The following is a 21,409-nucleotide window of genomic DNA, read 5'->3' on the forward strand; positions in this document are numbered from 1 at the left end:
CCCCGCGTCCGCCTGGACGCGGGGCCACGGCGCGTCGTCGTGCGGTCACCGCCTCCTGCGGGGCGGCAGCGGGAAGAAGCCGCTCGTGCGGGCCGCGTACTCGGCGTAGCCGGGGCGCTCGGCCATGTGGGCCTCCAGCAGCCGCTTGCCGCTGCCCTTGGTCAGCAGCAGACTCATCACCACCGGGGAGACGAGCGTCGCGGCGGCCACCGCCCAGCCCCCGGGGGCGGCCAGCAGGTACAGGCCCCACCAGACGCAGAAGTCCCCGAAGTAGTTGGGGTGGCGGGTCCAGCTCCACAGGCCGCGGTCCATGATGCGGCCCTTGTTCGCCGGGTCCGAGGTGAAGCGGGCGAGCTGCCGGTCGCCCACGGCCTCGAAGAACAGGCCCGTCAGCCACACCAGGGCCGCGAGCACCGCCAGGAGGCCGAGCTCTGAGGGCACGTAGAGGGCCGCCTGCACCGGCAGGGAGACCAGCCAGACCAGGCCGCCCTGGAGCAGGTACACCATGCGGAAGGCGTAGGCGTTGCGGCTGGTGCCGGGCGGGGCCTTGGCGAGCATCCGGTCGTAGCGCGGGTCCTCGCCCTTGCCCCGGCCGCGCAGGGCGATGTGTCCGGCCAGCCGCAGCCCCCACACGGCGGTGAGGACGGTGACGAGCAGCCGGCGGCCGTCGTCGCCCTGCCCGCTGGAGAGGACGTAACCGGTCAGGGCCACGGCCGTGAAGCCCAGCCCCCACGCCACGTCGACGATGCGGTGCATCCCCCGGACCACGGCCACGGCGAAGGTGACGAGCATGACGGCGAGCGCGCTGCCCGCCGCGAAGGCCAGGTTGAGGGCGAAGTCGCCCCAGGGGAAGCCGTTCACGGCGTCGTCCCTTCGTCGGTGTGCCACGCGCGGGGCGTGCCGGTCATGCCGCTGTCCCCGTCGGCGCCGGGGCGGACGGCGAGGATCTGGTCGACTCCCATGCGGCGCTCCTCGAAGGCGAGGGCCCCGCCGACGAGGTAGAGCCGCCACACCCGTGCCGTGCGCAGGCCGACCAGGGCGACGACGTCGTCCCAGCGTTCCTCCAGGGTGCGGTGCCACGCCTGGACGGTGTGGACGTAGTCCTCGCGCAGGGACTGCGTGTCGCGCACCTCCAGCCCGGCGTCCTCCAGCAGGGACACGGTCCGACCGAGGGGGCGCATGTGCATGTCCGGCGCGATGTAGGTCTCGATGAAGGCGCCACCGCCCGGCGCGGTCGCGCCCCGGGACATCTGCTGCACCAGGACGCGGCCCCGGGGGCGGAGCACGCGCCGCAGCGTCGCGGCGAACTCCGGGTACCGCGCGTCGCCGACGTGCTCCCCCATCTCGATGCTGACGGCGGCGTCGAACCCGCCGCCGTCGATGTCCCGGTAGTCGCACAGCCGGACGTCGACGAGGTCGGCGAGGCCGCGTTCGACGGCCCGGGCCCGGACGAACGCGGCCTGCTCGGCGGCGAGCGTCACCGACGTCACCCGCACGCCCCGGTGTTCGGCGGCGTAGAGGCTGAGCGAACCCCAGCCGCAGCCGACGTCGAGCAGCCGCATGCCGGGACGGAGGTCCAGTTTGCGGCAGATGAGCTCCAGCTTGTCGCGCTGGGCCTCGGCCAGACCGTAGCCCTCGGTGCCCGGCGGTGCGGTCCAGTAGCCGCACGAGTAGGCCATGGACGGGTCGAGCAGCAGCTCGTAGAAGGCGTTGGACAGGTCGTAGTGGTGGCTGATGGCCGCGCGGTCGCGGCGCTTGCTGTGCAGCGCGCCGGACAGTCGCGCCTGTTCGGCCGGGGACGCGGGCCGGGGGCCGGGGATGCCCAGGCGGACGGCCGCCCGGGCCGCGTCGCCCAGGAGCGCGGCGTTCGCCCGCAGGTCGCCGGGGCGCAACCGGGGCGGGTGCAGCCCCCGTTCGCGCACGGCCCGCCAGACGTGGCGCAGGCCGTCGCCGAGGTCGCCCTCCACGTCGAGGTCGCCGGTGATGTACGCCTCGGCCAGGCCGAGTTCGCCGGGCTGCCACAGCAGGCGGCGCAGGGCGCGCCGGGAGGTGAGGACGACGACGGGGGCGCCGGCGGGACCGGCCTCGTCGCCGTCCCAGGTCCGCAGCCGCACGGGCAGCGGACCGCCGAGGAACTGGGCCGCGAGGTCGCTGAGCCGCGCGGCGGCACCGGTGGTCACGAGGGGATCTCCTGCGGGTCGTGCGGGGGCGGGGTGGTCAGCAGCAGGTGGTGGACGTCGAGGTAGCCGGAGCGGAACCCGGCCTCGGAGTAGGCGAGGTAGAACGTCCACATGCGCCGGAACGTGGCGTCGAAGCCGAGCGCGCCGACCTCGTCGGCCCGCTCGGTGAACCGCTCCCGCCACAGGCGCAGCGTCTCGGCGTAGTGCGCGCCGAAGGCGTCGCACCGGTCCAGGCGCAGGGCGGTGTGGGCCTCGGTCACCTCGCGCACGGCGGTGGTGGAGGGCAGGAAGCCGCCGGGGAAGATGTACTTCTGGATCCAGGTGTAGGTGTGGCGGGTGGCCAGCATGCGGTCGTGGGGCATGGTGATGGCCTGGACGGCGATCCGGCCACCGGGCACGGTCAGCCTCTCCAGCGTCCGGAAGTAGGTGGGCCAGAACTCGGCCCCCACCGCCTCGATCATCTCGACGCTCACCACGGCGTCGTAGCGCCCGGTGACCTCCCGGTAGTCGGCGAGCAGGACGGTGACCGCGTCGGCGTGCCCGGCCGCCTCGATGCGCCGCAGGGCGAGTTCGCGCTGTTCGGCGGAGAGGGTGACGCTGACGACGGTCGCGCCCCGGGACGCGGCCCGCAGGGCCAACTCGCCCCAGCCGGTGCCGATCTCCAGCAGTCGGGTCCCGGGGCCGACGCCCGCGAGGTCGAGGAGCTGGTCGATCTTGCGGTGCTGGGCGGCCGGGAGTGCGGCGAAGGAGGCCGGGAATCCCCGGAAGAGGGCCGACGAGTACGACAGCGTCTCGTCGAGGAAGAGCCCGAAGAGGTCGTTGGACAGGTCGTAGTGGCGGTGGATGTTCTCGCGCGAGCCGTCCGGGGTGTTGCGCTGGGACGTCGGCTGGCGGCCGGCCCACAGGGCGCGCAGGCGCTGCAGGGGCGGCGGGATCAGTTCGGCGATGTGGGCGGCGAGGACGGTGAGGACGCCGACGAGGTCCTCGGCCTCCCACTCCCCGGCCATGTACGACTCACCGAAGCCGATGAGCCCGTGGGCGGCGACGCGCCGGTGGAACGCGCGGGGGTCGCGCAGTTCGAGCAGCGGGCCGCCGAGGCCGATGTCGGGGCCGTCGGGCCGCCGGACCCGCAGCGGCAGCCGGGACAGGGCCCGGCGGACCAGCCGCTCGGCGATCAGCACCCGCGCCGGGGAGACGCGGGGCACCTCCGCCACGTCGGGCCACCGCACGGGATCGATCGCGGTGGCTCGGGCAACTGCGGACACGTTCACTCCACACCCTCCTGGGTCTGGTGACGGGGACGGGGCAGCACGGGCAGGCCGCGCAGGTACAGGCGGACGCCGTGCAGCCGGATGGCGGCGGAGACGGCGAGGGTCGACCACGGGTGGCGCAGCGCCGCCCGGAGCAGTTCGCGGACGCCGGCGGGTCGGCGCCGGCCGCGCACGGTGGCGGTGAACGGGCGGACGCCGTCCCGTTCGAGGTGGACGGTGAGGTCGAGCCGGTCGCCGGGTTCGGGCAGCCGCATGCGGTAGCCGCCGTCGACCGGGAAGAACGGCGAGACGTAGAACTCCTTGGCGACGGTGACCCGCCCGGCCTCGCCCGGCCGCAGCAGGTAGCAGTGCCGCTCGCCGTAGGTGTTGTGCACCTCGGCCACCACGCAGGGGCCGGAGTCGTCCTCGGGGGTGCACCAGTAGAGCGTCAGCGGGTTGAAGACGTGGCCGAGGACGCGGGCGTGGGCCAGCATGACCGCCCGGCCGTCGCCGAGCCGCACGTCGTGGGCGGCCAGGAAGCGGGCGAGCCCCTGCCGCAGGGTGGGCGCGGTGCCGGCGAAGTGGTCGCGGGCGTCGAAGCGGGCCAGCGGGCGCAGCGGCCAGGGCGGCCGCGGCGGGTGGTCGACGTCGATGAGCCACAGGTAGGTGCGGTGCCGCACGGTGTGCCGCAGCGGCCGGTTGCGGACGTGCACGACCTCGCTGGGGTAGAGGGCGGGCGCACTCACCACTCCACCCCCAGGGCGCGGGCGGCCTCCACGCCGGAACGGCAGCCGTCCTCGTGGAACCCCCAGCCGTGGTGGGCGCCGGCGTAGGCGGTGACCGCGCCGCTGAGAGCGGGCAGTTCGCGCTGGGCGGCCACGGACTCGGGGGTGTAGACGGGGTGTTCGTAGACCATCTCGGCCAGCACCTTCGCCGGGTCCACGCGGTCGGCCCCACCGAGGGTGACGACGTGCGGGCGGGTGGCGGACAGGCGTTGCAGCCGGTTCATGTCGTAACTGACCCGCACCGCGTCCGCGCCGGAGTCGCAGGCGGGCATCAGGTAGTTCCAGGAGGCCCGGGCGCCGGGACGGCGGGGCAGGAGGGAGTCGTCGGTGTGCAGCTGGGTGGCGTTGCGGGAGTAGCGGAACGCCCCGAGCACCCGGCGTTCGTCCTCAGTGGGGTCGGCCAGCAGCCGCAGCGCCTGGTCGGGGTGGACGGCGACGACGACCGCGTCGTAGCGCTCCGTCCCGCCGTCCGCCGTGACGACGTCCGCGCCGTCGGAGTGCCGGCGCACGCTGCGCACCGGGGTGCCGGTGCGGACGACGGGGAGCTGCTTGGCCACGCGGTCGACGTAGGCGCGGGAACCACCGGTGACCGTCCGCCAGGTGGGGGAACCGGTGACGGAGAGCATCCCGTGGTGGTCCAGGAACCGGAACAGGTAGCGGGCGGGGTAGCGCAGCGCGGTGTCGGCCGCGCAGGACCAGACCGCCGAGACCACCGGCGTCATGAAGTGGGTGACGAAGTAGCGGGAGAACCGCGCGTGGGCGAGGAACTGGCCGAGCGTGGGTTCGCCCTCGCCCTCGGGCGCGGCCAGGAGCGCGCGGGCGCGCCGGTGGAAGACGGGCACCTCGGTGAGCAGCCGCAGGTAGGCGGGGCGCAGGGCGTTGCGGGGGTCGGCGAACAGGCCGCGGGGGCCGAGCGCTCCGGCGTACTCCAGGCCGCATCCCTCGCACCGCACCGACATGCTCATCTCGGACTCCTGCGTCTCGACGCCCAACACGTCGAACAGGCGCAGGAGGTGGGGGTAGGTGCGCCGGTTGTGCACGATGAAGCCGGAGTCGACGGCGTGCGTGGTGCCGTCGGGGTCGGTGACGTCGTGGGTGTGGGCGTGGCCGCCGAGCCGGACGTCCGCCTCGTAGAGCGTGACCTCGTGCGCCTGGCTCAGCACGTATCCCGCCGTGAGTCCCGCGACCCCGCTGCCGATGACCGCGGTGCGCCGTCGTTCGCCTGGCATGCCACTCCCTCCCTGGGCCCCACGGATGCGCGCCCGCGTCGCGCGGGCCGGGGCGTCGAGGGGCATTCGGTGCCGACGGGCGGGCGGATTGGTCCGGCGTGGATCATTCCCGGGACATGTGCGCAGCCGACACGCCGCACCGACGGACGTTTTTCACTCGATCGAAGGTCGTACCAATCCGCCGGGCGGTGGGGCCCGAATGCGGGGTGTGAAGGCAAACACGGCACAACGTCTCCGCCTCCCGGCGCTCGGCGCCCTCAGCGGCCTGCTGGCCGCCGGGGCCGCCCTGGGCGCCGCGGAGCTGGTGTCCGCCGCCGTCCGGCCGGAGTCCGCTCCACTCACCGTCATCGGCGGTTCGGTCATCGACGCGACGCCGCAGGCGGTCAAGGAATGGGCGGTCCAGACGCTCGGTCAGGACAACAAGACGTGGCTGCGGCGCGGCGTGCTGGTCTTCGTGGCGCTGTTCGCCATGGGCCTCGGCGTCCTCGGCCTGCGCCACCGGCGGATCGCCTCGGCGGGCGTCCTGGTGTTCGGCGTGGTCGGCGTGCTGGCCGCGCTGGGCCGCCCGGCCGCCGAGACGGGCGACGTCCTGCCGCCGGTGGTCGGGGCCGTGGTCGGGGCGGGGGTGCTGTACCTGCTGGCGGGACGGCTCACCGCCGCACCGGCCGGCTCGCCACCACCGACGGACGGCGGGCTGCCGGACGGCGGCGGATCCGTCGTCGCTCCGGGCGGCGGCCCGGGGTTCGACCGGCGCGGGTTCGTCATCGCCGCGTCGGTGGCGGCGGCCGCCTCGGCGGGTGCCGGCGCTCTGGGTCGGCGCCTGAACCGCTCCAGTGGTGCCGAGGCGGCCGCCTCGCGTACCGCTGTGTCACTGCCCGCTCCGGACGTGGCCGCCCCTGCGCAACCCGCGGGCGCGGACCTCGGTATCGGGGACGTCGCGCCGTTCCGCACGCCGAACGACGCGTTCTACCGCATCGACACGGCGCTCCGGGTGCCCCGCGTGGACGCCACGCGGTGGTCCCTGCGCGTGCACGGCGCGGGCGTGCGCACACCGCTCACGCTCACCTTCGAGGACCTGCTCGAGCGGGAGCTGGTCGAGCGGGACATCACGCTCACCTGCGTCTCCAACCAGGTCGGTGGTCCGTACGTGGGCAACGCCCGGTGGATCGGCGTGCGGCTCGCGGACGTCCTGCGGGACGCTGGTGTGCGGGCGCCGTCGGCCGGCGGGCCCGCCGACCAGCTGGTGGCCCGCTCGGTGGAGGGCATGACGATCGGCACACCGGTCGAGACCGTCCTGGACGGCCGCGACGCCCTCCTGGCCGTCGGCATGAACGGCGAGCCGCTGCCGTTCGACCACGGCTTCCCGGTGCGCATGGTCGTGCCGGGTCTGTACGGGTACGTGTCGGCGTGCAAGTGGCTGCGCGAGCTGGAGCTCACCACGTTCGCCGACTACGACGCCTACTGGGTCAAGCGGGACTGGGCGGCGAAGGCGCCGATCAAGACCCAGTCCCGTATCGACACCCCGCGTCCGCTGGCCTCGGTGCCGGCGGGCACGGTGCCGGTGGCCGGGGTCGCCTGGGCACAGACGCGCGGGGTGGCCCGCGTCGAGGTGCGGGTGGACGAAGGCCCCTGGCAGCGGGCCGAGCTGGCGCCCGTCGCCACCGACGACACCTGGCGCCAGTGGGTGTGGCAGTGGCCCGCCACGGCGGGACGGCACCGGCTGGAGGTGCGCGCCACCGACGGCGACGGGCGCGTCCAGACGGCCCGCCGCACCGGGACCGTCCCCGACGGAGCCTCCGGACATCACTCGGTGGTGGTCACCGTCGACTGATTCCACCGCCCCAGAGGTCCGGGGCCCGCCCCGGCCATGCCTCCCGAAGACCGCTTTGCCCCACTACGACCATATTTCTTCGTTTCTTCGTTCCTTCGTTTCTTCGCCCCCGAAACAGGGTCTCGTCCGAGACCCGCGACCTACTGGAGAGAGTCACCATGAACAGCTTCCGTCGCGTCCGTCGTTCCGCCGTGGCCGTCGTCGCCGCCGCCGTCCTCCCGCTGGCCATCACCGCCTGCGGGTCCGACGGTGACTCCGCGAGCGACGACTCCACCGCCGCCGCGCAGGAGGAGAGCAGCGAGCCCACGGAGGACACCGGCACCGAGGACTCGGACGCAACCGAGGACGCCATGACGGCCGAACCGTTCGGCCCCGGCTGCGCCGCCGTCCCCGAGGACGGCGCGGGCAGCTTCGACGGGATGGCCCAGGACCCGGTCGCCACCGCCGCCTCCAACAACCCGGCGCTGTCCACCCTGGTGACCGCCGTCACCGAGGCCGGCCTGGTCGACACGCTCAACAGCGCGGAGAACATCACCGTCTTCGCGCCGACCAACGACGCCTTCGCCGAGATCCCCGAGGAGGACCTGAACGCGCTGCTGGCCGACAAGGAGCAGCTGACGCAGGTGCTGACCTACCACGTCGTCGGCGAGCGCCTGGAGCCCGCCGACCTGGAGAACGGCACCTTCAAGACGCTGGCCGAGCAGGAGGTGAAGACCTCCGGCTCCGGCGAGGAGTACCAGGTCAACGACAGCTCCAACGTCGTGTGCGGCAACGTGCAGACCTCCAACGCCACGGTCTACATCGTGGACGAGGTGCTGATGCCGAAGTCCTGATCCCCTCGACCGATGCCGCCGCCCGACCGGCCCGGGCGGCGGCATCGCCGTGTCTCCACCCGGCCGCGCCATGGAAGCACCTTGCCGCATCGTGGAGCGGGCCGTAATTTCACCCGCAGGGCGTGTGCGACGAGTTCACGTACGCGCCTCACCCCCCACACCGGACCGCTCACCGGCCGCCCACCGAGCGCCCGGACAGCGCGGTCCGCGAGAAGAGGACTCATGGACCTGGAGCTACGGCATCTGAAGGTGATCCGCGCGATAGCCGACGCGGGGAGCCTCACCCGCGCGGCCACCGCGCTCGGCCTCGCACAGTCCGCGCTGAGCGGACAGCTCAAGCGGATCGAACGCGCCCTCGGCGGGGCCCTGTTCGTCCGCGACCGCACCGGCGCCCACCCGACGCCGCTCGGCGAACTCGTTCTGGACCGCTCGCGGGTGCTGCTCCCCGCGATGCGCCAGCTGGAGGAGGACGCCCGCCGGTTCGCCCGCTCCTGGGGCTCGGCCCCGCGTTTCCGGATCGGCGGCACCCACGGGCCGCTCCTGGGCGGCCTGGTGGACCGTCTGGCCGGGGCCCACCCCACGGCTCCGGTGAGCACCTGCACGGCCTGGTCGGTGACCGAGCTGGCCGACATGGTGGCGCAGGCCCGGCTCGACTTCGCCCTGGTGGGCGTGTGCGGGGACGGTACGCCCCCGGCCTCGGGGCGGCTGGAGTGGCAGTTCGTCGGGCGCGACCCGGTCTTCGTGATGCTGGCCGACGACCATCCGTGCGCGGACGAGGAGGAGTTGGAGCTGGGCAAGCTCGCCCAGGAACGATGGGTCGCCGCCCCCGGGAGCGGGTGCTTCACCGACTGCTTCACCGCCGCCTGCACCCAGGCGGGGTTCACGCCCGCCTCCCTCTTCGAGACGGACATCGCCGCCTGTGTGCATCTGGTCCAGGTGGGGCGGGCCGTCGGGCTGTGCCGGGCGACGTTCCCCCCGACGCCCGGCGTGGTGACGGTTCCCCTGGTGGGGACGCCGCTGAGCTGGCGTCACCTGATCGGCCACGATCGGAACTCCCCGGCGGCCGAGGCGGCGCCCGCCGTCGTCGTGCACGCGCGTGCCGCGCACCGGGACGCGGTCGCCCGCAGCCCGCGCTACAGCCGTTGGCTGGAGGCCAACCCCCATTTTCACTCCGGCGGTTGAGGGTTCGGCGGGGACGTGGCCTCCATCACACCGTAAGAGGTGTCCTTTGGCAGGTACACGACCTCACGGGTGCGGCACTAACTTCTTGAGCGCACCCCCCAGACACTGAGGAGAACCCCCATGCTCCACAGGACACGTGTGATCGCGGGCGCCGCTGTGGCGATCGCGGCACTGGGCATCTCGACCCTTCCCGCCACCGCGGGAGCCGCCGAGGCCCCCAAGGCCGACACTGCCGTCCAGCTGCCCGCCGGCATGCTGAAGGCCATGGAACGCGACCTCGGCCTCACCCAGGCCCAGGCCAAGACGCGGGTCGCGAACGAGGCCGAGGCGAGCACGCTCGCCCCCCGGCTGGAGAAGGCGCTCGGCGCCGAGTTCAGCGGCGCCTGGGTGACGGGCCCCACCGCCGAACTGGTCGTGGCGACCGCCGACCGCGGCCAGGCCGCCGCGATCGAGCGGGCCGGCGCCAGAGCCGAGGTCGTCGAGCACAGCCTGGCCGAACTGGAGTCGGTCCGGGCCAAGCTGGACCGGGCCGCGAAGGGCGACAGGAACAACGCCCAGGACGCCGCCGTGTGGTACGTCGACACCCGCTCCAACAGCGTCGTCGTGCACGCCGAGGACACGGCCGCCACCAAGAAGTTCGTCGCCGCGAGCGGTGCGGACGCTGACGCCGTCCGCGTCGTGCGCTCCGACGAGCAGCCCCGCCCGCTGTACAACCTCGTGGGCGGCGACGCCTACTACATGGGCAGCGGCGGTCGCTGCTCGGTCGGCTTCTCCGTGCGCCGCGGGTCCACCCCGGGCTTCGCGACCGCCGGGCACTGCGGCCGGTCCGGCACCTCCACCTCCGGCTACAACCGGGTCTCGCAGGGCACCTTCCAGGGGTCCTCGTTCCCGGGCAACGACATGGCCTGGGTGGCGGTGAACGGCAACTGGACCCCGACGTCGTCCGTGCGCGGCAGCAGCTACCGCGTGGCGGGCTCGCGTCAGGCGGCCGTCGGCTCGTCCATCTGCCGCTCCGGCTCGACGACCGGCTGGCACTGCGGCTACGTCCAGCAGTACAACTCCACCGTCCGCTACCCGCAGGGCACCGTCTACGGCCTGGTCCGCACGAGCGTCTGCGCCGAGCCGGGTGACTCCGGCGGCTCGTTCATCTCCGGCAGCCAGGCCCAGGGCGTGACCTCCGGGGGGTCGGGCAACTGCTCCTCCGGCGGCACCACCTACCACCAGCCGATCAACGAGATCCTGAACTCCTACGGTCTCTCGCTGGTGACCGGCTGACGTAAGAGCCCGTCAGGGCGCCGCTCAGCGCGCACCATGGCCCGCCGCGATCTCCTCGATCCGGCGGGCCAGTCGCGTGTCCAGCTCCGTGACGCGACCCCCGACGCTGTGGGTGTTCACCGCGACGCCGACGGTGTCGTAGCCGAGCGCCACGTCGGAGTGGTGGTCCAACTCCTCGTGCAGCGCGGCGATGTGCATCACCATGGCGGCGGCCGGCAGATGGCCGGGCAGGCGGTAGGTGCGGGTCAGCCGGTCGCGCTCGTGCCGCCAGGTGGGCAGGTCGGCGAGCGCGGCCGACAGGTCGGCGTCGCTGAGGGGCGTCGGTGCGGGCATGGCGGTGTTCCTCTCCACAGGTTGTTCGCGGGCGGACGACGGGCGGTCGGGGGCGGGTGGCGGTGACGGCCGCGCGCCGCCGCCCGACGGTTCAGGGCAGGGCGCGGGAGCCTCCCACCGGGAGCGTCCAGAGGTCCTCGGCCGGACGGCCGTCCGCCGCCCACTCCTCACGGACCCGGATCAGCGGTTCCAGCGGGGGCTCGCTCGACAGCAGGAACGTCGCCCAGTGCATCGGGGCCATCCGGGCCGCACCGAGGTCACGACAGGCCCGTACCGCCTCCGGGGGATCGGTGTGCACCGGCCGCAGCAGGGCGCGCGGCGCGTAGGCGCCGATGGGCAGCAGCGCGAGGTCGATGCCCGGGTACCGGCGGCCGATCTCGGCGAACCAGTGCCCGTAGCCGGTGTCCCCCGCGAAGTGGATCCGGCGGCCGTCCGGCGCGGTGAGCATCCACCCGCCCCACAGCGAGCGGCAGGTGTCCAGCAGTCCGCGCCGCGACCAGTGGTGGGCGGGGACGAAGTCCAGCCGCACGTTCCCGCCGCCCGGCGCGGGGATCTCGGCCCCCTCCCACCAGTCCAGTTCCGTCACCCGGGTGAAGCGGCGGCGCGCGCACCAGCGGGCCAGCCCCGCCGGGACGAACAGCGGGGTGTCGCGCGGCAGCCGCGCCAGCGTCGCGGCGTCGAGGTGGTCGTAGTGGTTGTGCGAGATGACGACGGCGTCCACGGGCGGCAGCGCCTCCCAGGCCACGCCCACGGGGGTGACCCGCTCGGGCGTGCCGAGAATCCTGCGGGACCACACCGGGTCGGTCAGCACGGTGAGCCCGGCGATGCTCACGACCCAGCTGGCATGACCCGCCCACGTCACGGCGACCGTGCGCGGGCCGGCCTCGGGCAGCGGGCCGGGCTCCACCGGCAGCCGGGGCACCTGCGCCCGCACGTCCTCCCCGCGCGGCCGGAAGCGGCCCGTGAGGCCCGCGCGCAGCACGGCCCCGGTACCGGGCAACGGCTCGGTGAGCCGGTCGGCGAAGCTCCGCGGCCGGCCGCGGGGCTTCGCGGCCGGGCTCGGCGGGGCGGTGGGCCGCGGTGATCCCGTGTCCTCGTGCTGTTCCGTCATCGTCGACTCCCCGTGGATGAGTGACCCGCCAGGTCGGCCAGGGCGGCTTCCGCCCTCGCCAACGCCTCGTGCCCGCCCCGGTGTTCCGGTACCGGGGCGCCCGGGGCGGCGGCGGTCAGCCGGACGTGCAGGGCACGCGGACGGTCCCCGAAGCGGTGGCCGCCCAGCACCCCGGTGCCGAGCCGCACCAGGAGCGCGGCCTCCAAGGTAGCGGCGTCCGTGGCGCCGCGCGCGGCCAGCCGCGGACGCAGGGGCTCCAGGTCGGCGTAGACGTGCCGCCCGGCCTGCGGTGGCCGGCACACCCCGCCCGCGGCCGCCACCACCCGGCTCAGGGTCGCGGTGTGACGCCCGGCGGCCCGGGCTGCCGCCTCGGCTTCGGCCCGCAGCTCCGCCGGCTCCTCCAGCGCCCGCGCCACGGCCGGCGCGTCGCCCACGTGTGCGTCCAGTGCGTCCAGCACCTGCCGGACGGCCCCGGCGCGGGACGCCCCGCGCGCGGTGGCGGAGAACCGGGCCAGGGCCGCCCCCTGCCCCTGGGGTCCCTCCGCACCGGGCAGGTGACCGGCGCGGGGGTCGGTGAGGACGACGACGTCCTGGGCGTCGGGTCCGTTCGGGTGCGGGATCTCCGCCGGGGAGACGAGCACGGTGGCGTGCGGGTCGTGGGAGGTGTCGCGCAGGCTCTCGTCGCTGACGACCACCAGGCCCTCGCCCGCCGCCGCCTCGCACACCTCGTGCAGCAGTTCCGGCGGCGGCACGGTCCCGGTGGGGTCGTCGACGACGGAGAGCAGCAGGACGCCGGGGCGCAGGCCCGCCGCCCGGTCCCGGCGCACGGCCTCCAGCAGGGCGAAGGGGTCGGGCACGCCGCCGCACTCGGCGGGCGTCGGCAACCGGTGCGGTGCGCGGTCGAGCAGCAGCGCCTGCGCCCGGTGCCGGACGGGCCCGGGCGCGGGCAGGTAGACGCGGCCCGGCGTCGCGGCCAGCAGGGCGAGGAGCAGCAGGTCGCCGGTGCGCGCGGGCACCACCTGTGCGGCCTCGGTGGGCAGGCCGCGCCGCCGCCAGTACCCGCAGGCGGCCCGCCTGAGGTCCGGGCTCCGGCCTTCATCGCGCATCCGTGCCCTCCGCTGCCGCTCCTTGACCTCCACGATCGCAGTTCCCCGGCGCCGTCGCGCGGCGCCGGGGGCGGGGAAGTCAGTTCCGCAGACGGGCGGCCGACCGCTCGACGTCCGCGTGCAGGCGGTCGCAGGTGCGGTTGAGCAGCCGTGAGACGTGCATCTGGGAGATGCCGAGCTGCTCGGCTATGCGGCTCTGCGTCATGTCGCAGAAGAACCGCATGTACAGGATGCGGCGTTCACGCTCGGGCAGTCGGCTGAGGGAGGGTTTGACCGCCTCACGGGCGAGGACGAGGTCGTAGCCGATCTCACGCGTGCCGAGCGCGTCCAGCAGGGAGTAGCCGTCGTCGGAGCTGGGCATCTCCGCGTCGAGGGAGAGCGTGCTGTAGCTCTCCATCGCCTCCGAGCCGGCGCGCACCTCCTCCTCGGTGAGCCCGGTGTGTTCGGCGACGCGGCTGACGCTGGGGGCGTGGGCGTCGAGCCCGGTGTTGAGCTGACGGTGCGCGGTGCGGACCCGGTTGCGGAGTTCCTGCACCCGGCGGGGTACGTGCAGGCCCCAGGTGTGGTCCCGGAAGTGGCGCTTGATCTCGCCGACGATCGTCGGGACGGCGAAGCTCTCGAAGGCGCTGCCGTGCGCCGGGTCGTACCGGCCCACGGCCTTCACCAGACCGAGGGCGGCCACCTGCTCCAGGTCCTCCAGGGTTTCGCCGCGGTTGCGGAACTGGCGGGCCAGACGCCGGGCCATGGGCATCCAGGCGCGGACGATCTCCTGGCTCAGCTCCTCGCGTTCGTGCCCCTCCGGAAGACGGGCCAGCCGACAGAAGCGCTCGGCCGTGTCGGGGGCGTCGTCGTGCGGATGGCGTGTGCTGTGAGTACGCGGTACTGCGAGGGTCATGCGGGTCTCTCCCAAGCGGGGTGGTGCTGCGGGCACGGGAGGGACACGCCACCGGACCGGTGGACACCCGGGCGGCGGTCGTGACGCTCCCAAGGATGTGCCTACGGTCCGAAGCACGACGGGGCGATTACCCCTGCATGCGGGGACGAAACCAGGTTTTTCACTCCCTTCACGCGGTACCCGGGGTCTGTTCGCGATCTTGCGACGACATGGCGGGGGAACGGGTGACGACCGGGTACGGGTACCTCCGCGTCCGCGCGGACCACGGGCCGACGGCCCCGGCGCGGACGGCCGTCACCCGCCCCGGCTCGCCCGACCCCGACCACCGCACGACCCCTCTCCGGGAGACTTCATGAATCTCGCATTCCTCAGCCCGCTCTACGACCGCTCGGGCCCGTGGGCCAGCGCCTACGTCGCGACGGCCGGCGGTACCGAGGACGCGGCCGCCAGGCAGGAGCTGCTCGCCCGTGAGGCCCGCGAGGCGCTGGGCGATCAGGGCGCGGACGACGCCACGTGCCGGGCGGTGTACGAAGCCCTGCGGACGGTCCCGGACGGCACCAACCCGCCGGGACGCGCGGTCTTCGCGACCGAGGGGCAGGTGGTCCTCGACCGGCCGCTGTCCACCGCGCCGGAGAGCCGCGTGGACGTCGGCTGGGCACCGCTGCCGCGCGCCGCGCCGCTGGTGGACCTGGCCGCGACGGAGCCGGTGTGCCTGCTGGCCCGGATCGACCGGCAGGGCGCGGACTTCGAGCTGCGCGGGCCGCTGAGCAGCGCCCCTGCGGGGGGCGCCGAGGGCGAGGACCGGCCGCTCCACCGCACCGGGAGCGCCGACTGGTCGGAGCGGCACGTCCAGAACGCCGTGGAGAACACCTGGGAGCGCAACGCGGCCCTGGTCGCCGAGGCGCTGGCCGAGCACCGGGAGCGGACGGGTGCCGAGGTCGTGGTCCTCGCCGGGGAGCAGCGCGAGTGCGTGGCGGTGCGCGACCGGCTGCCGGAGCCCCTGCGGGAGGTGACGGTCCTCGCCGAGCACGGCACCCGCCACCCGGGCAGCAGCGCCAGGGCCGGTGAGCACCTGCTGGACCAGGAGCTGGCCGCGATCCGCGGGGCCCACGCCGAACGGCACGCCTCGGCGGCGCTCGACCGCTTCCGCGCCGGACGGGGAGACGGCGGCCGTACGGACGCGGCCGAGGGCGTGCCCGCCCTGGTGGAGGCGGCCCGGGAGCACCGCATCGCGCAGTTGCTGGTGCGGACCGGAGGGCCGGACCTCGGCCGTGAGGTGTGGGTCGGCCGGGAGCCGGAGCAGATCGCGGTGCGCCGCACGGACGCGAAGACCCTCGGCACCGGTGAGCCCCTGTCGGCACGGGCCGACGACGCGCTGCTGCGCGCCGCCGCGGCCACGGGCGCGGAGGTGCTGGCCGTCCGGCCGCTGACGGACCGGGAGGGGACGGGCGCGACCGTCGCCGACGAGCCGGCCGGCGGCTTCGGCGCCGTCCTGCGCTGGCCGTACGCCGAGGGCGAGACGGAGGGCGGCTGAGGGACCGGGCCGGCGCCGCCGCACGGGCGCGCCGGCCCACTAGGCCCACAGGATGAGACAATCTCTCTCGCGATGTGGACTTCGCTCTAGAGTGGCGGCCATGTCGGAAGAGACCGCCGTGTACACCCACGGCCACCACGAGTCCGTCCTGCGCTCGCACCGCTGGCGCACGGTGGAGAACTCGGCCGCGTACCTGCTCCCCGAACTGCGCCCGGGCCGTTCCGTGCTCGACGTCGGATGCGGCCCGGGCACCATCACCGCCGATCTGGCCGCGCGGGTGGCCCCCGGGACCGTCACCGGACTCGAACACGCCGCCGACGTACTGCCCGCCGCGCGGGCCGCGGCGCGGGAGCGCGGCGTGGCGAACGTGGTGTTCACCACGGGTGACGTCCACGCGCTGGACTTCGCGGACGACAGCTTCGACGTCGTGCACGCGCACCAGGTGCTCCAGCACGTCGGCGACCCGGTGCGGGCGCTGCGCGAGATGCGCCGCGTCTGCCGCCCCGGCGGGGTCGTCGCCGTGCGCGACGCGGACTACGACGCCATGACGTGGTACCCGGCCTCCCCCGTCCTGGACGCCTGGCAGGAGCTGTACGGCCGGGTCGCGCGGGCGGGCGGCGGCGAACCCGACGCGGGGCGGCGACTGCTCGCCTGGGCCCGGGCGGCCGGGTTCACCGAGATCACGCCCTCCGCCGACGTGTGGTGCTTCGCCACCGCCGAGGACCGGGCGTGGTGGAGCGCGCTGTGGGCGGACCGCACCGTGGAGTCCCGGTACGCGCGGCTCGCGGTGGAGGGCGGCCACGCCACGACGGAGCGACTGGCGCGGATCGCGGCGGCCTGGCGGGCCTGGGGCGCGGACCCCGACGCCTGGTTCGGCGTGCTGCACGGACAGCTCCTCTGCCGCCCCTGAGCCCGGTCCCGGGCCCCGTCGGGCGGCCCGCCGGACTGCGGTTGCCGGGGTCCGGGCCGGGGCGCAGGATGGCTGGTGTCGTACGGCCCCCGTGCGGCACCGGCTCGACGTGGAGGTACCCGATGACCACGGCGAAGGACATCATGCATCCGGGTGCGCAGTGGATTCCCGCGCACGAGACCCTCGACCGCGCGGCCCAGCTCATGCGCGAGCTCGACGTGGGCGCCCTGCCCGTGAGCGACGCCGACGAGCGGCTCTGCGGCATCATCACCGACCGCGACATCGTGGTCGAGTGCGTGGCACGCGGCCACGACCCCTCCCGCGTGACCTGCGAGGCGCTGTGCCACGGCACGCCCCGCTGGATCGACTCCTCGGCGGACGTGACCGAGGTCCTCGGCGAGATGGAGGGCCACCAGATCCGGCGGCTCCCGGTCATCGAGAACAAGCGGCTGGTCGGCATGATCAGCGAGGCCGACCTCGCCCAGCACCTCAGCGAGGACCAGATCGCCCACTTCGCCGAACGCGTCTACGCCCGCTGACCCCGCGCCCCGGCCCGGCCGCGCCGGCGTGTGTCCGGCCCGCATGCACCCGCCCACCGCAGCGGACGTAGCGGTGGGCGGGCCCGGTCCGCCCGGCTCAGCGGGCGCCGAACGTACGCCGGTACAGCTCCAGCTCCGCCTCCACCGCCCGCACGATGGTCTCGGCCCGGCGGAAGCCGTGCCCCTCGCCGGCGAACGTCAGATAGGTGTGCGGGACCGGCTCGCCCCCCGCCCCGGCCAGCGCGGCGAGGAAGCGCTCGCACTGCTCGGGCGGGCAGATGGCGTCGTCGAGCCCCTGGAGCAGCAGGAACGGGACCGTCAGCCGGGCGGCGTTGCGGGCGGGTGAACGCCGGCGGTACCGCTCCGCGTCCCGGTCGGGGTGCCCGATGAGCCCTTCGAGGTACCGGGACTCGAAGTCGTGCGTGGCGTCCCCCGACCAGCTCTCCGGTTCGAGGATCGGGTAGCTGATGGTGCCGCAGGCGTACACGTCGGCGGCGGCCGGGGAGGTCAGGGAGACGGCAGCCGTCCAGCCGCCGGCGCTGCCGCCCCGGATCGCGAGCCGCCGCCGGTCGGCACTGCCCTCGTCGGCCAGCGCCCGGGCCACCGCCGCGCAGTCCTCGACGTCCACCACGCCCCAGCGGCCGCGCAGCCGTTCCCGGTACGCGCGCCCGTACCCGGTGGAACCCCCGTAGTTGACCTCCGCGACGCCGATGCCGCGTGAGGTGAAGTAGGCGATCTCCAGGTCCAGGACGGCAGGGGCGCGACCGGTCGGCCCGCCGTGCGCCCAGATCACGTACGGCGGCGGCGTGCCCTGCGGGCCGCGGGCCCGGGGGTTGCGGGGCGGGTAGACCTGCGCGTGCACCTCGCGTCCTCCGGGGGCCGTGACGGTGCGCGGGACGGGGACCGGGTAGTACGCCGGGTCCACCGGATCGGTGTGGTGTGCGGCGACGACGGTGCTGTGCCCGGTGGCCGTGTCGAGTTCGACGATCTCGTGGGCGGTGTGCGGCCCCGCGGCGATGCCCACGACCCGGGTGCCGTCCACGGCGAGGGCGGCGGACCACTCGGTCCACGGCCCGGTGGCGTCCACGACCGCGCCGGTGCGCGGGTCGAGCACGCCGAGCCGCTTCGCGCCCCGGCCGTGCAGCACGGCGACCGTCCCGTCCTCCAGGGGCGCGAACCAGCGCTGCCCCGGGCGCCACAGCGCGTCGCCGAACTCCTCCTCGCGCGGGCAGAGGTTGACGGACGGCCCGCCGCCGGGGTCGACGCGGTGCAGGTTCCACCAGCCGGAGGCGTCCGTCACCGCGAGCAGCGAGCCGTCGGCGGCCCACTCCACCTGCGCCACGGACTCCTCGGGGCCGCCCAGGACCGTGCGGGCCTCCCCCGGCACCCCGTCCCCGGTGAGTTCGGCCAGCCGCAGCTCGGTGCCGTCCCAGGGCATCCGCGGGTGGTCCCAGGCGAGCCACGCCACGTGCCGCCCGTCGGGCGAGACGCGCGGACCGGTGACGAAGTCGCCGCCGCCGACGGCCGTCCCGTCGCGGCTCAGCTCCCTCACGCGGGTCCGGTCCTCGGCGGCGGAGCCGTCCAGCGGCACCGCGGCCGGCACGCGGCGCACGTCGGTGGGCCGCTCGCCGGTGAACTCCTCCAGGACGCACCAGACCTCGTCCCGCCCGGGGCGCAGCACGGGGTCGGCCCAGCGCAGACCGCCCCCCACTCCGGAGACCGGCGTGAGGGGGCGGGGCGCCGAGCCGGGGACGTCGGGCTCCACGGCGTACAGGCGCTGGTCGCCGTGGTGGGTGAAGACCAGGAGGGGGCCGCCCCGCGCCCGGGGCACTGCCGCCCAGGGCAGTCCGCCGTACTCCATCACCCGGTTCCGCACGTTCCACGGCTCCGGAAGCACGGACTCCGGTTCCTCGGGGGCGTCCCCGGACACCGCCCCGCCCGGGGCCCGCAGCCGCATCAGGGCACGGCGCCCGCCCTCCTCGGGCCGGGGCTCCGTCCACCACAACTCCCCGCCGACGGCGCCCAGGTACTCGGGGCGGCCGTCGTGCGCGGCCACCAGGGCGGCGTCGATCGGCGTGGGCCAGGTGCCGTGCGGGAGGATCTGCGAAGCCGTCACCGGTGCGTCTCCTGACGGTTGCTGCGGTCTCGGACGGGCGGTCGGAACACGGCCGGGAGGCTAGAGGGACAGCAGGGCGCGGTCCAGGGCCCGCACCCCGAAGTGGAGGGCGTCGACGGGGACCCGCTCGTCCACCCCGTGAAAGAGGGCCCCGTAGTCGAACCCGGGTGGCAGCCGCAGCGGTGAGAAGCCGTAGCCGTCGATCCCGAGCCGGGAGAACTGCTTGGCGTCCGTGCCGCCCGTCAGGCACCACGGGACGGCGTGCGCGCCGGGGTCGAAGTGCTCCAGCGCCTCGCACAGGGCGGCGAACGTGGCGTTGTCGACGGGCGCCTCCAACGGGATCTCGCGGTGCTGGAACTCCCAGTCGACGCCGTCGCCGGTCAGCGCGTCGAGGGTGCGGGCGAAGTCCTCCTCGGCACCCGGCAGCATCCGCCCGTCGACGTGCGCGCCCGCGCGGCCGGGGATGACGTTCACCTTGTACCCGGCGTCGAGCATCGTCGGGTTGCCGCTGTTGCGCAGGACCGGCCGGATCAGGTCGGCGGCGGACCCGAGCGCGCCCAGCAGCTCCTCGGCGGCGCCGCCGGCGTCCGGGCCGTCCAGGCCGCCGGCGTCGAGGCCGTGCAGCTCCGCCAGGCGCCGCAGGGCCGCCCGGACGGTCGGCGTCAGGTGGACCGGCCAGGTGTGCTCGCCGATCCGGGTCACGGCGGCGGCGAGCCGCGTCACGGCGTTGTCGGGGTGGATCTTGGAGCCGTGGCCGGCGCGTCCGTGGGCGGTCAGCCGCAGCCACGCCGTGCCGCGCTCCCCCGCGCCGACGGGGTAGAGCCGCAGCCCGGTGTCGGTGTGGAAGGTGAACGCGCCCGACTCGCTGAGCCCCTCGGTGCAGCCCTCGAACAGCTCGGCGTGCTGCTCGACGAGGTATCCGGCGCCGTACTCGGCGGTGTCCTCCTCATCCGCCGTGAAGGCCAGGACGACGTCCCGGCGCGGCCGGACGCCCGCGCGGGCCCAGGCGCGGACCACGGTCAGGGCCATGGCGTCCATGTTCTTCATGTCGATGGCCCCGCGGCCCCAGACGCAGCCATCGCGCAGCTCCCCGGAGAACGGGTGCACCGACCACTCGGCGGCGTCGGCGGGGACGACGTCGAGGTGGCCGTGGACGAGCACGGCGTCGGCCGTGGGGTCGGTACCGGGGACGCGGGCGACGACGTTGGTGCGGCCGGGGGCCTTCTCCAGCAGCCGGGGTTCGACGCCCGCGTCGGCCAGCCGCTCGGCGACGTACTCGGCCGCCGGGCGTTCGCACCCCTCGCCGCCGCCCCGGTTGGTGGTGTCCATGCGGATCAGGTCGGCGGTGGCGGCCACCACCTCCTCCAGCGCCCGCTCGTCAATGTGCGCGCCGGACGCCGCTCGCTCAGCCATACTGCTCCTCCACCGCCGCCGACACGACCGTCGTGACGGCCTTGAAGCAGCGGATGCCCTCGTACATGGTCGGGGAGGCGTAACCGACCCGCCGCTCCCCCGTCTGCCGGACGCCGGGCACCACGGTGGCCGCACCGGCCAGGTGCTCGGCGTCGAACTCCAGCGTCACCTCGTGCTCGGTGACGACCGGCGCGTGCCGCACCGCGAGGGGTGCCGCCGCTCGGGCCGCCGCCCGGATGGCGGCACCACTGCGGGCGGGCGGCAGGCACACCGCCGCGTAGCGCGACACGTACTCCTTGACGGCGGCCGTGCGCGCTTCGGGCGCGTACCCGCCGGCGTCCTCGCAGGCCCTGTCGTCACCGGTCACCAGGACGACGGGCACGCCGTACTCGGCGCACACCAGGGCGTTGAGGAGGCCCTCGCTGGCCCGTCTGCCGTCCACCCACACCCCGGTCAGGGAGTTCGCCAGGTAGGTGTGGGCCAGCACGCCCTCGGCCCCGGCCGCGGCGTGGTAGCCGACGAACGCGACGCCGTCCACGTCGCCGTGCTGCACGCCCTCGACCATGGACAGCGCCTTGTGCCGGCCGGTGAGCAGCCGGGCCCGCTCGTCGAGCTGTTCCAGCAGGAGGTTCCGCATGGACCAGTGCGCCTCGTTGACCAGGACCTCGTCGGCACCCCCGTCGAAGAACCCGGCGATCGCCGCGTTGACGTCACCGGTGAACATCGGCCGGTGCCGCGCCCACTGGGCGTGGCCCGGCAGGACGTCGTCCGGCCAGGTGACGCCGGTGGCCCCCTCCATGTCGGCGCTGACAAGGATCTTCATGGCGGGACACGTTACGCGCCCCGCCCGGCCGGTGGAAGCGTGCCCCGGCCGGGGCGGGCGCGCT

At 74.9% G+C, this 21,409-nt stretch carries 19 protein-coding genes; 7 read left to right on the forward strand and 12 right to left on the reverse strand.

Annotated elements, in window-relative coordinates:
- Nucleotides 1–45: 45 nt before the first annotated feature.
- Genes IF129_RS06715 through IF129_RS06735 form a run of 5 tightly spaced genes read right to left on the reverse strand, consistent with a single transcriptional unit; the run spans nt 46 to nt 5,444 of the window.
- Complete coding sequence (locus IF129_RS06715) at nt 46–861, reverse strand: DUF1295 domain-containing protein (RefSeq protein WP_191208549.1); 816 nt, start codon at nt 859–861, stop codon at nt 46–48.
- Nucleotides 858–2,180: a class I SAM-dependent methyltransferase gene (locus IF129_RS06720; RefSeq protein WP_191208550.1), complete on the reverse strand. Its 1,323-nt coding sequence runs from the start codon at nt 2,178–2,180 to the stop codon at nt 858–860. The genes IF129_RS06715 and IF129_RS06720 overlap by 4 nt, the downstream gene beginning before the upstream one ends.
- A complete protein-coding gene (locus IF129_RS06725; protein WP_318153592.1) occupies nt 2,177–3,445 on the reverse strand; it encodes a cyclopropane-fatty-acyl-phospholipid synthase family protein in 1,269 nt (422 codons plus the stop codon). The genes IF129_RS06720 and IF129_RS06725 overlap by 4 nt, the downstream gene beginning before the upstream one ends.
- Before the next feature lie 2 nt (nt 3,446–3,447).
- Nucleotides 3,448–4,176 carry a DUF1365 domain-containing protein gene (locus IF129_RS06730; RefSeq protein ID WP_191208552.1) on the reverse strand — a complete coding sequence of 243 codons (729 nt, stop codon included), beginning with the start codon at nt 4,174–4,176 and terminating at the stop codon, nt 3,448–3,450.
- Nucleotides 4,173–5,444, reverse strand: coding sequence for an NAD(P)/FAD-dependent oxidoreductase (locus tag IF129_RS06735; protein WP_191208553.1), 1,272 nt, complete (start codon nt 5,442–5,444; stop codon nt 4,173–4,175). Before IF129_RS06735 ends, IF129_RS06730 begins: the two co-directional genes overlap by 4 nt.
- 199 nt (nt 5,445–5,643) lie before the next feature.
- On the opposite strand from IF129_RS06735, the gene IF129_RS06740 reads away from it, so the two are divergent.
- The 4 genes from IF129_RS06740 to IF129_RS06755 all read left to right on the forward strand — a co-directional run bounded on the left by IF129_RS06740 (nt 5,644) and on the right by IF129_RS06755 (nt 10,565).
- The gene (locus IF129_RS06740; RefSeq protein ID WP_191208554.1) at nt 5,644–7,275 is read left to right on the forward strand and encodes a molybdopterin-dependent oxidoreductase; all 1,632 of its coding nucleotides are present in this window, start codon (nt 5,644–5,646) and stop codon (nt 7,273–7,275) included.
- Nucleotides 7,276–7,433: 158 nt separating this feature from the next.
- A complete protein-coding gene (locus IF129_RS06745; RefSeq protein WP_191208555.1) occupies nt 7,434–8,108 on the forward strand; it encodes a fasciclin domain-containing protein in 675 nt (224 codons plus the stop codon).
- Nucleotides 8,109–8,330: 222 nt separating this feature from the next.
- Complete coding sequence (locus IF129_RS06750) at nt 8,331–9,290, forward strand: LysR family transcriptional regulator (protein ID WP_191208556.1); 960 nt, start codon at nt 8,331–8,333, stop codon at nt 9,288–9,290.
- 120 nt (nt 9,291–9,410) lie between these two features.
- Complete coding sequence (locus tag IF129_RS06755; protein WP_191208557.1) at nt 9,411–10,565, forward strand: trypsin-like serine protease; 1,155 nt, start codon at nt 9,411–9,413, stop codon at nt 10,563–10,565.
- A gap of 24 nt (nt 10,566–10,589) precedes the next feature.
- Here the strand turns inward: IF129_RS06755 and IF129_RS06760 are convergent, their stop codons facing one another.
- The 4 genes from IF129_RS06760 to IF129_RS06775 form a co-directional block, all read right to left on the reverse strand.
- Complete coding sequence (locus tag IF129_RS06760) at nt 10,590–10,898, reverse strand: 4a-hydroxytetrahydrobiopterin dehydratase (RefSeq protein ID WP_191208558.1); 309 nt, start codon at nt 10,896–10,898, stop codon at nt 10,590–10,592.
- 91 nt (nt 10,899–10,989) lie between these two features.
- Nucleotides 10,990–12,009: an MBL fold metallo-hydrolase gene (locus IF129_RS06765; protein WP_191208559.1), complete on the reverse strand. Its 1,020-nt coding sequence runs from the start codon at nt 12,007–12,009 to the stop codon at nt 10,990–10,992.
- Nucleotides 12,006–13,115 (reverse strand): aminotransferase class I/II-fold pyridoxal phosphate-dependent enzyme, encoded by a 1,110-nt coding sequence (locus IF129_RS06770; protein WP_191208560.1) that lies wholly within the window; start codon nt 13,113–13,115, stop codon nt 12,006–12,008. The genes IF129_RS06765 and IF129_RS06770 overlap by 4 nt, the downstream gene beginning before the upstream one ends.
- Before the next feature lie 79 nt (nt 13,116–13,194).
- Nucleotides 13,195–14,010 (reverse strand): SigB/SigF/SigG family RNA polymerase sigma factor, encoded by an 816-nt coding sequence (locus IF129_RS06775; RefSeq protein ID WP_191208561.1) that lies wholly within the window; start codon nt 14,008–14,010, stop codon nt 13,195–13,197.
- Nucleotides 14,011–14,362: 352 nt separating this feature from the next.
- On the opposite strand from IF129_RS06775, the gene IF129_RS06780 reads away from it, so the two are divergent.
- From IF129_RS06780 to IF129_RS06790, 3 genes are all read left to right on the forward strand, one after another.
- Nucleotides 14,363–15,544: a baeRF2 domain-containing protein gene (locus tag IF129_RS06780; RefSeq protein ID WP_191208562.1), complete on the forward strand. Its 1,182-nt coding sequence runs from the start codon at nt 14,363–14,365 to the stop codon at nt 15,542–15,544.
- Between the two features lie 100 nt (nt 15,545–15,644).
- Nucleotides 15,645–16,454, forward strand: coding sequence for a methyltransferase domain-containing protein (locus IF129_RS06785; RefSeq protein ID WP_191208563.1), 810 nt, complete (start codon nt 15,645–15,647; stop codon nt 16,452–16,454).
- Nucleotides 16,455–16,576: 122 nt separating this feature from the next.
- On the forward strand, nt 16,577–16,993 hold the full coding sequence (locus IF129_RS06790; RefSeq protein ID WP_191208564.1) for a CBS domain-containing protein: 417 nt from the start codon (nt 16,577–16,579) through the stop codon (nt 16,991–16,993).
- Nucleotides 16,994–17,090: 97 nt separating this feature from the next.
- Here the strand turns inward: IF129_RS06790 and IF129_RS06795 are convergent, their stop codons facing one another.
- From IF129_RS06795 to IF129_RS06805, 3 genes are read right to left on the reverse strand one after another with little or no spacing between them, the layout of a single operon-like run.
- A complete protein-coding gene (locus IF129_RS06795; protein WP_318153593.1) occupies nt 17,091–19,109 on the reverse strand; it encodes a S9 family peptidase in 2,019 nt (672 codons plus the stop codon).
- 60 nt (nt 19,110–19,169) lie between these two features.
- Complete coding sequence (locus IF129_RS06800) at nt 19,170–20,522, reverse strand: M20/M25/M40 family metallo-hydrolase (protein ID WP_191208565.1); 1,353 nt, start codon at nt 20,520–20,522, stop codon at nt 19,170–19,172.
- A complete protein-coding gene (locus tag IF129_RS06805) occupies nt 20,515–21,345 on the reverse strand; it encodes a M55 family metallopeptidase (protein WP_191208566.1) in 831 nt (276 codons plus the stop codon). Before IF129_RS06805 ends, IF129_RS06800 begins: the two co-directional genes overlap by 8 nt.
- Nucleotides 21,346–21,409: the final 64 nt, after the last annotated feature.

This window comes from Streptomyces chumphonensis, assembly GCF_014779715.1.
In the GTDB taxonomy this organism is placed as follows: domain Bacteria; phylum Actinomycetota; class Actinomycetes; order Streptomycetales; family Streptomycetaceae; genus Streptomyces; species Streptomyces chumphonensis.

What these genes read in the sequence shown, in the direction of transcription:
- IF129_RS06735 (WP_191208553.1), bottom strand. Translation starts at nt 5,444, where the DNA reads ATGCCAGGCGAACGACGGCGCACCGCGGTCATCGGCAGCGGGGTCGCG.
- IF129_RS06740 (WP_191208554.1), top strand. Translation starts at nt 5,644, where the DNA reads ATGCGGGGTGTGAAGGCAAACACGGCACAACGTCTCCGCCTCCCGGCG.
- IF129_RS06745 (WP_191208555.1), top strand. Translation starts at nt 7,434, where the DNA reads ATGAACAGCTTCCGTCGCGTCCGTCGTTCCGCCGTGGCCGTCGTCGCC.
- IF129_RS06750 (WP_191208556.1), top strand. Translation starts at nt 8,331, where the DNA reads ATGGACCTGGAGCTACGGCATCTGAAGGTGATCCGCGCGATAGCCGAC.
- IF129_RS06755 (WP_191208557.1), top strand. Translation starts at nt 9,411, where the DNA reads ATGCTCCACAGGACACGTGTGATCGCGGGCGCCGCTGTGGCGATCGCG.
- IF129_RS06760 (WP_191208558.1), bottom strand. Translation starts at nt 10,898, where the DNA reads ATGCCCGCACCGACGCCCCTCAGCGACGCCGACCTGTCGGCCGCGCTC.
- IF129_RS06765 (WP_191208559.1), bottom strand. Translation starts at nt 12,009, where the DNA reads ATGACGGAACAGCACGAGGACACGGGATCACCGCGGCCCACCGCCCCG.
- IF129_RS06770 (WP_191208560.1), bottom strand. Translation starts at nt 13,115, where the DNA reads ATGCGCGATGAAGGCCGGAGCCCGGACCTCAGGCGGGCCGCCTGCGGG.
- IF129_RS06775 (WP_191208561.1), bottom strand. Translation starts at nt 14,010, where the DNA reads ATGACCCTCGCAGTACCGCGTACTCACAGCACACGCCATCCGCACGAC.
- IF129_RS06780 (WP_191208562.1), top strand. Translation starts at nt 14,363, where the DNA reads ATGAATCTCGCATTCCTCAGCCCGCTCTACGACCGCTCGGGCCCGTGG.
- IF129_RS06785 (WP_191208563.1), top strand. Translation starts at nt 15,645, where the DNA reads ATGTCGGAAGAGACCGCCGTGTACACCCACGGCCACCACGAGTCCGTC.
- IF129_RS06790 (WP_191208564.1), top strand. Translation starts at nt 16,577, where the DNA reads ATGACCACGGCGAAGGACATCATGCATCCGGGTGCGCAGTGGATTCCC.
- IF129_RS06800 (WP_191208565.1), bottom strand. Translation starts at nt 20,522, where the DNA reads ATGGCTGAGCGAGCGGCGTCCGGCGCGCACATTGACGAGCGGGCGCTG.
- IF129_RS06805 (WP_191208566.1), bottom strand. Translation starts at nt 21,345, where the DNA reads ATGAAGATCCTTGTCAGCGCCGACATGGAGGGGGCCACCGGCGTCACC.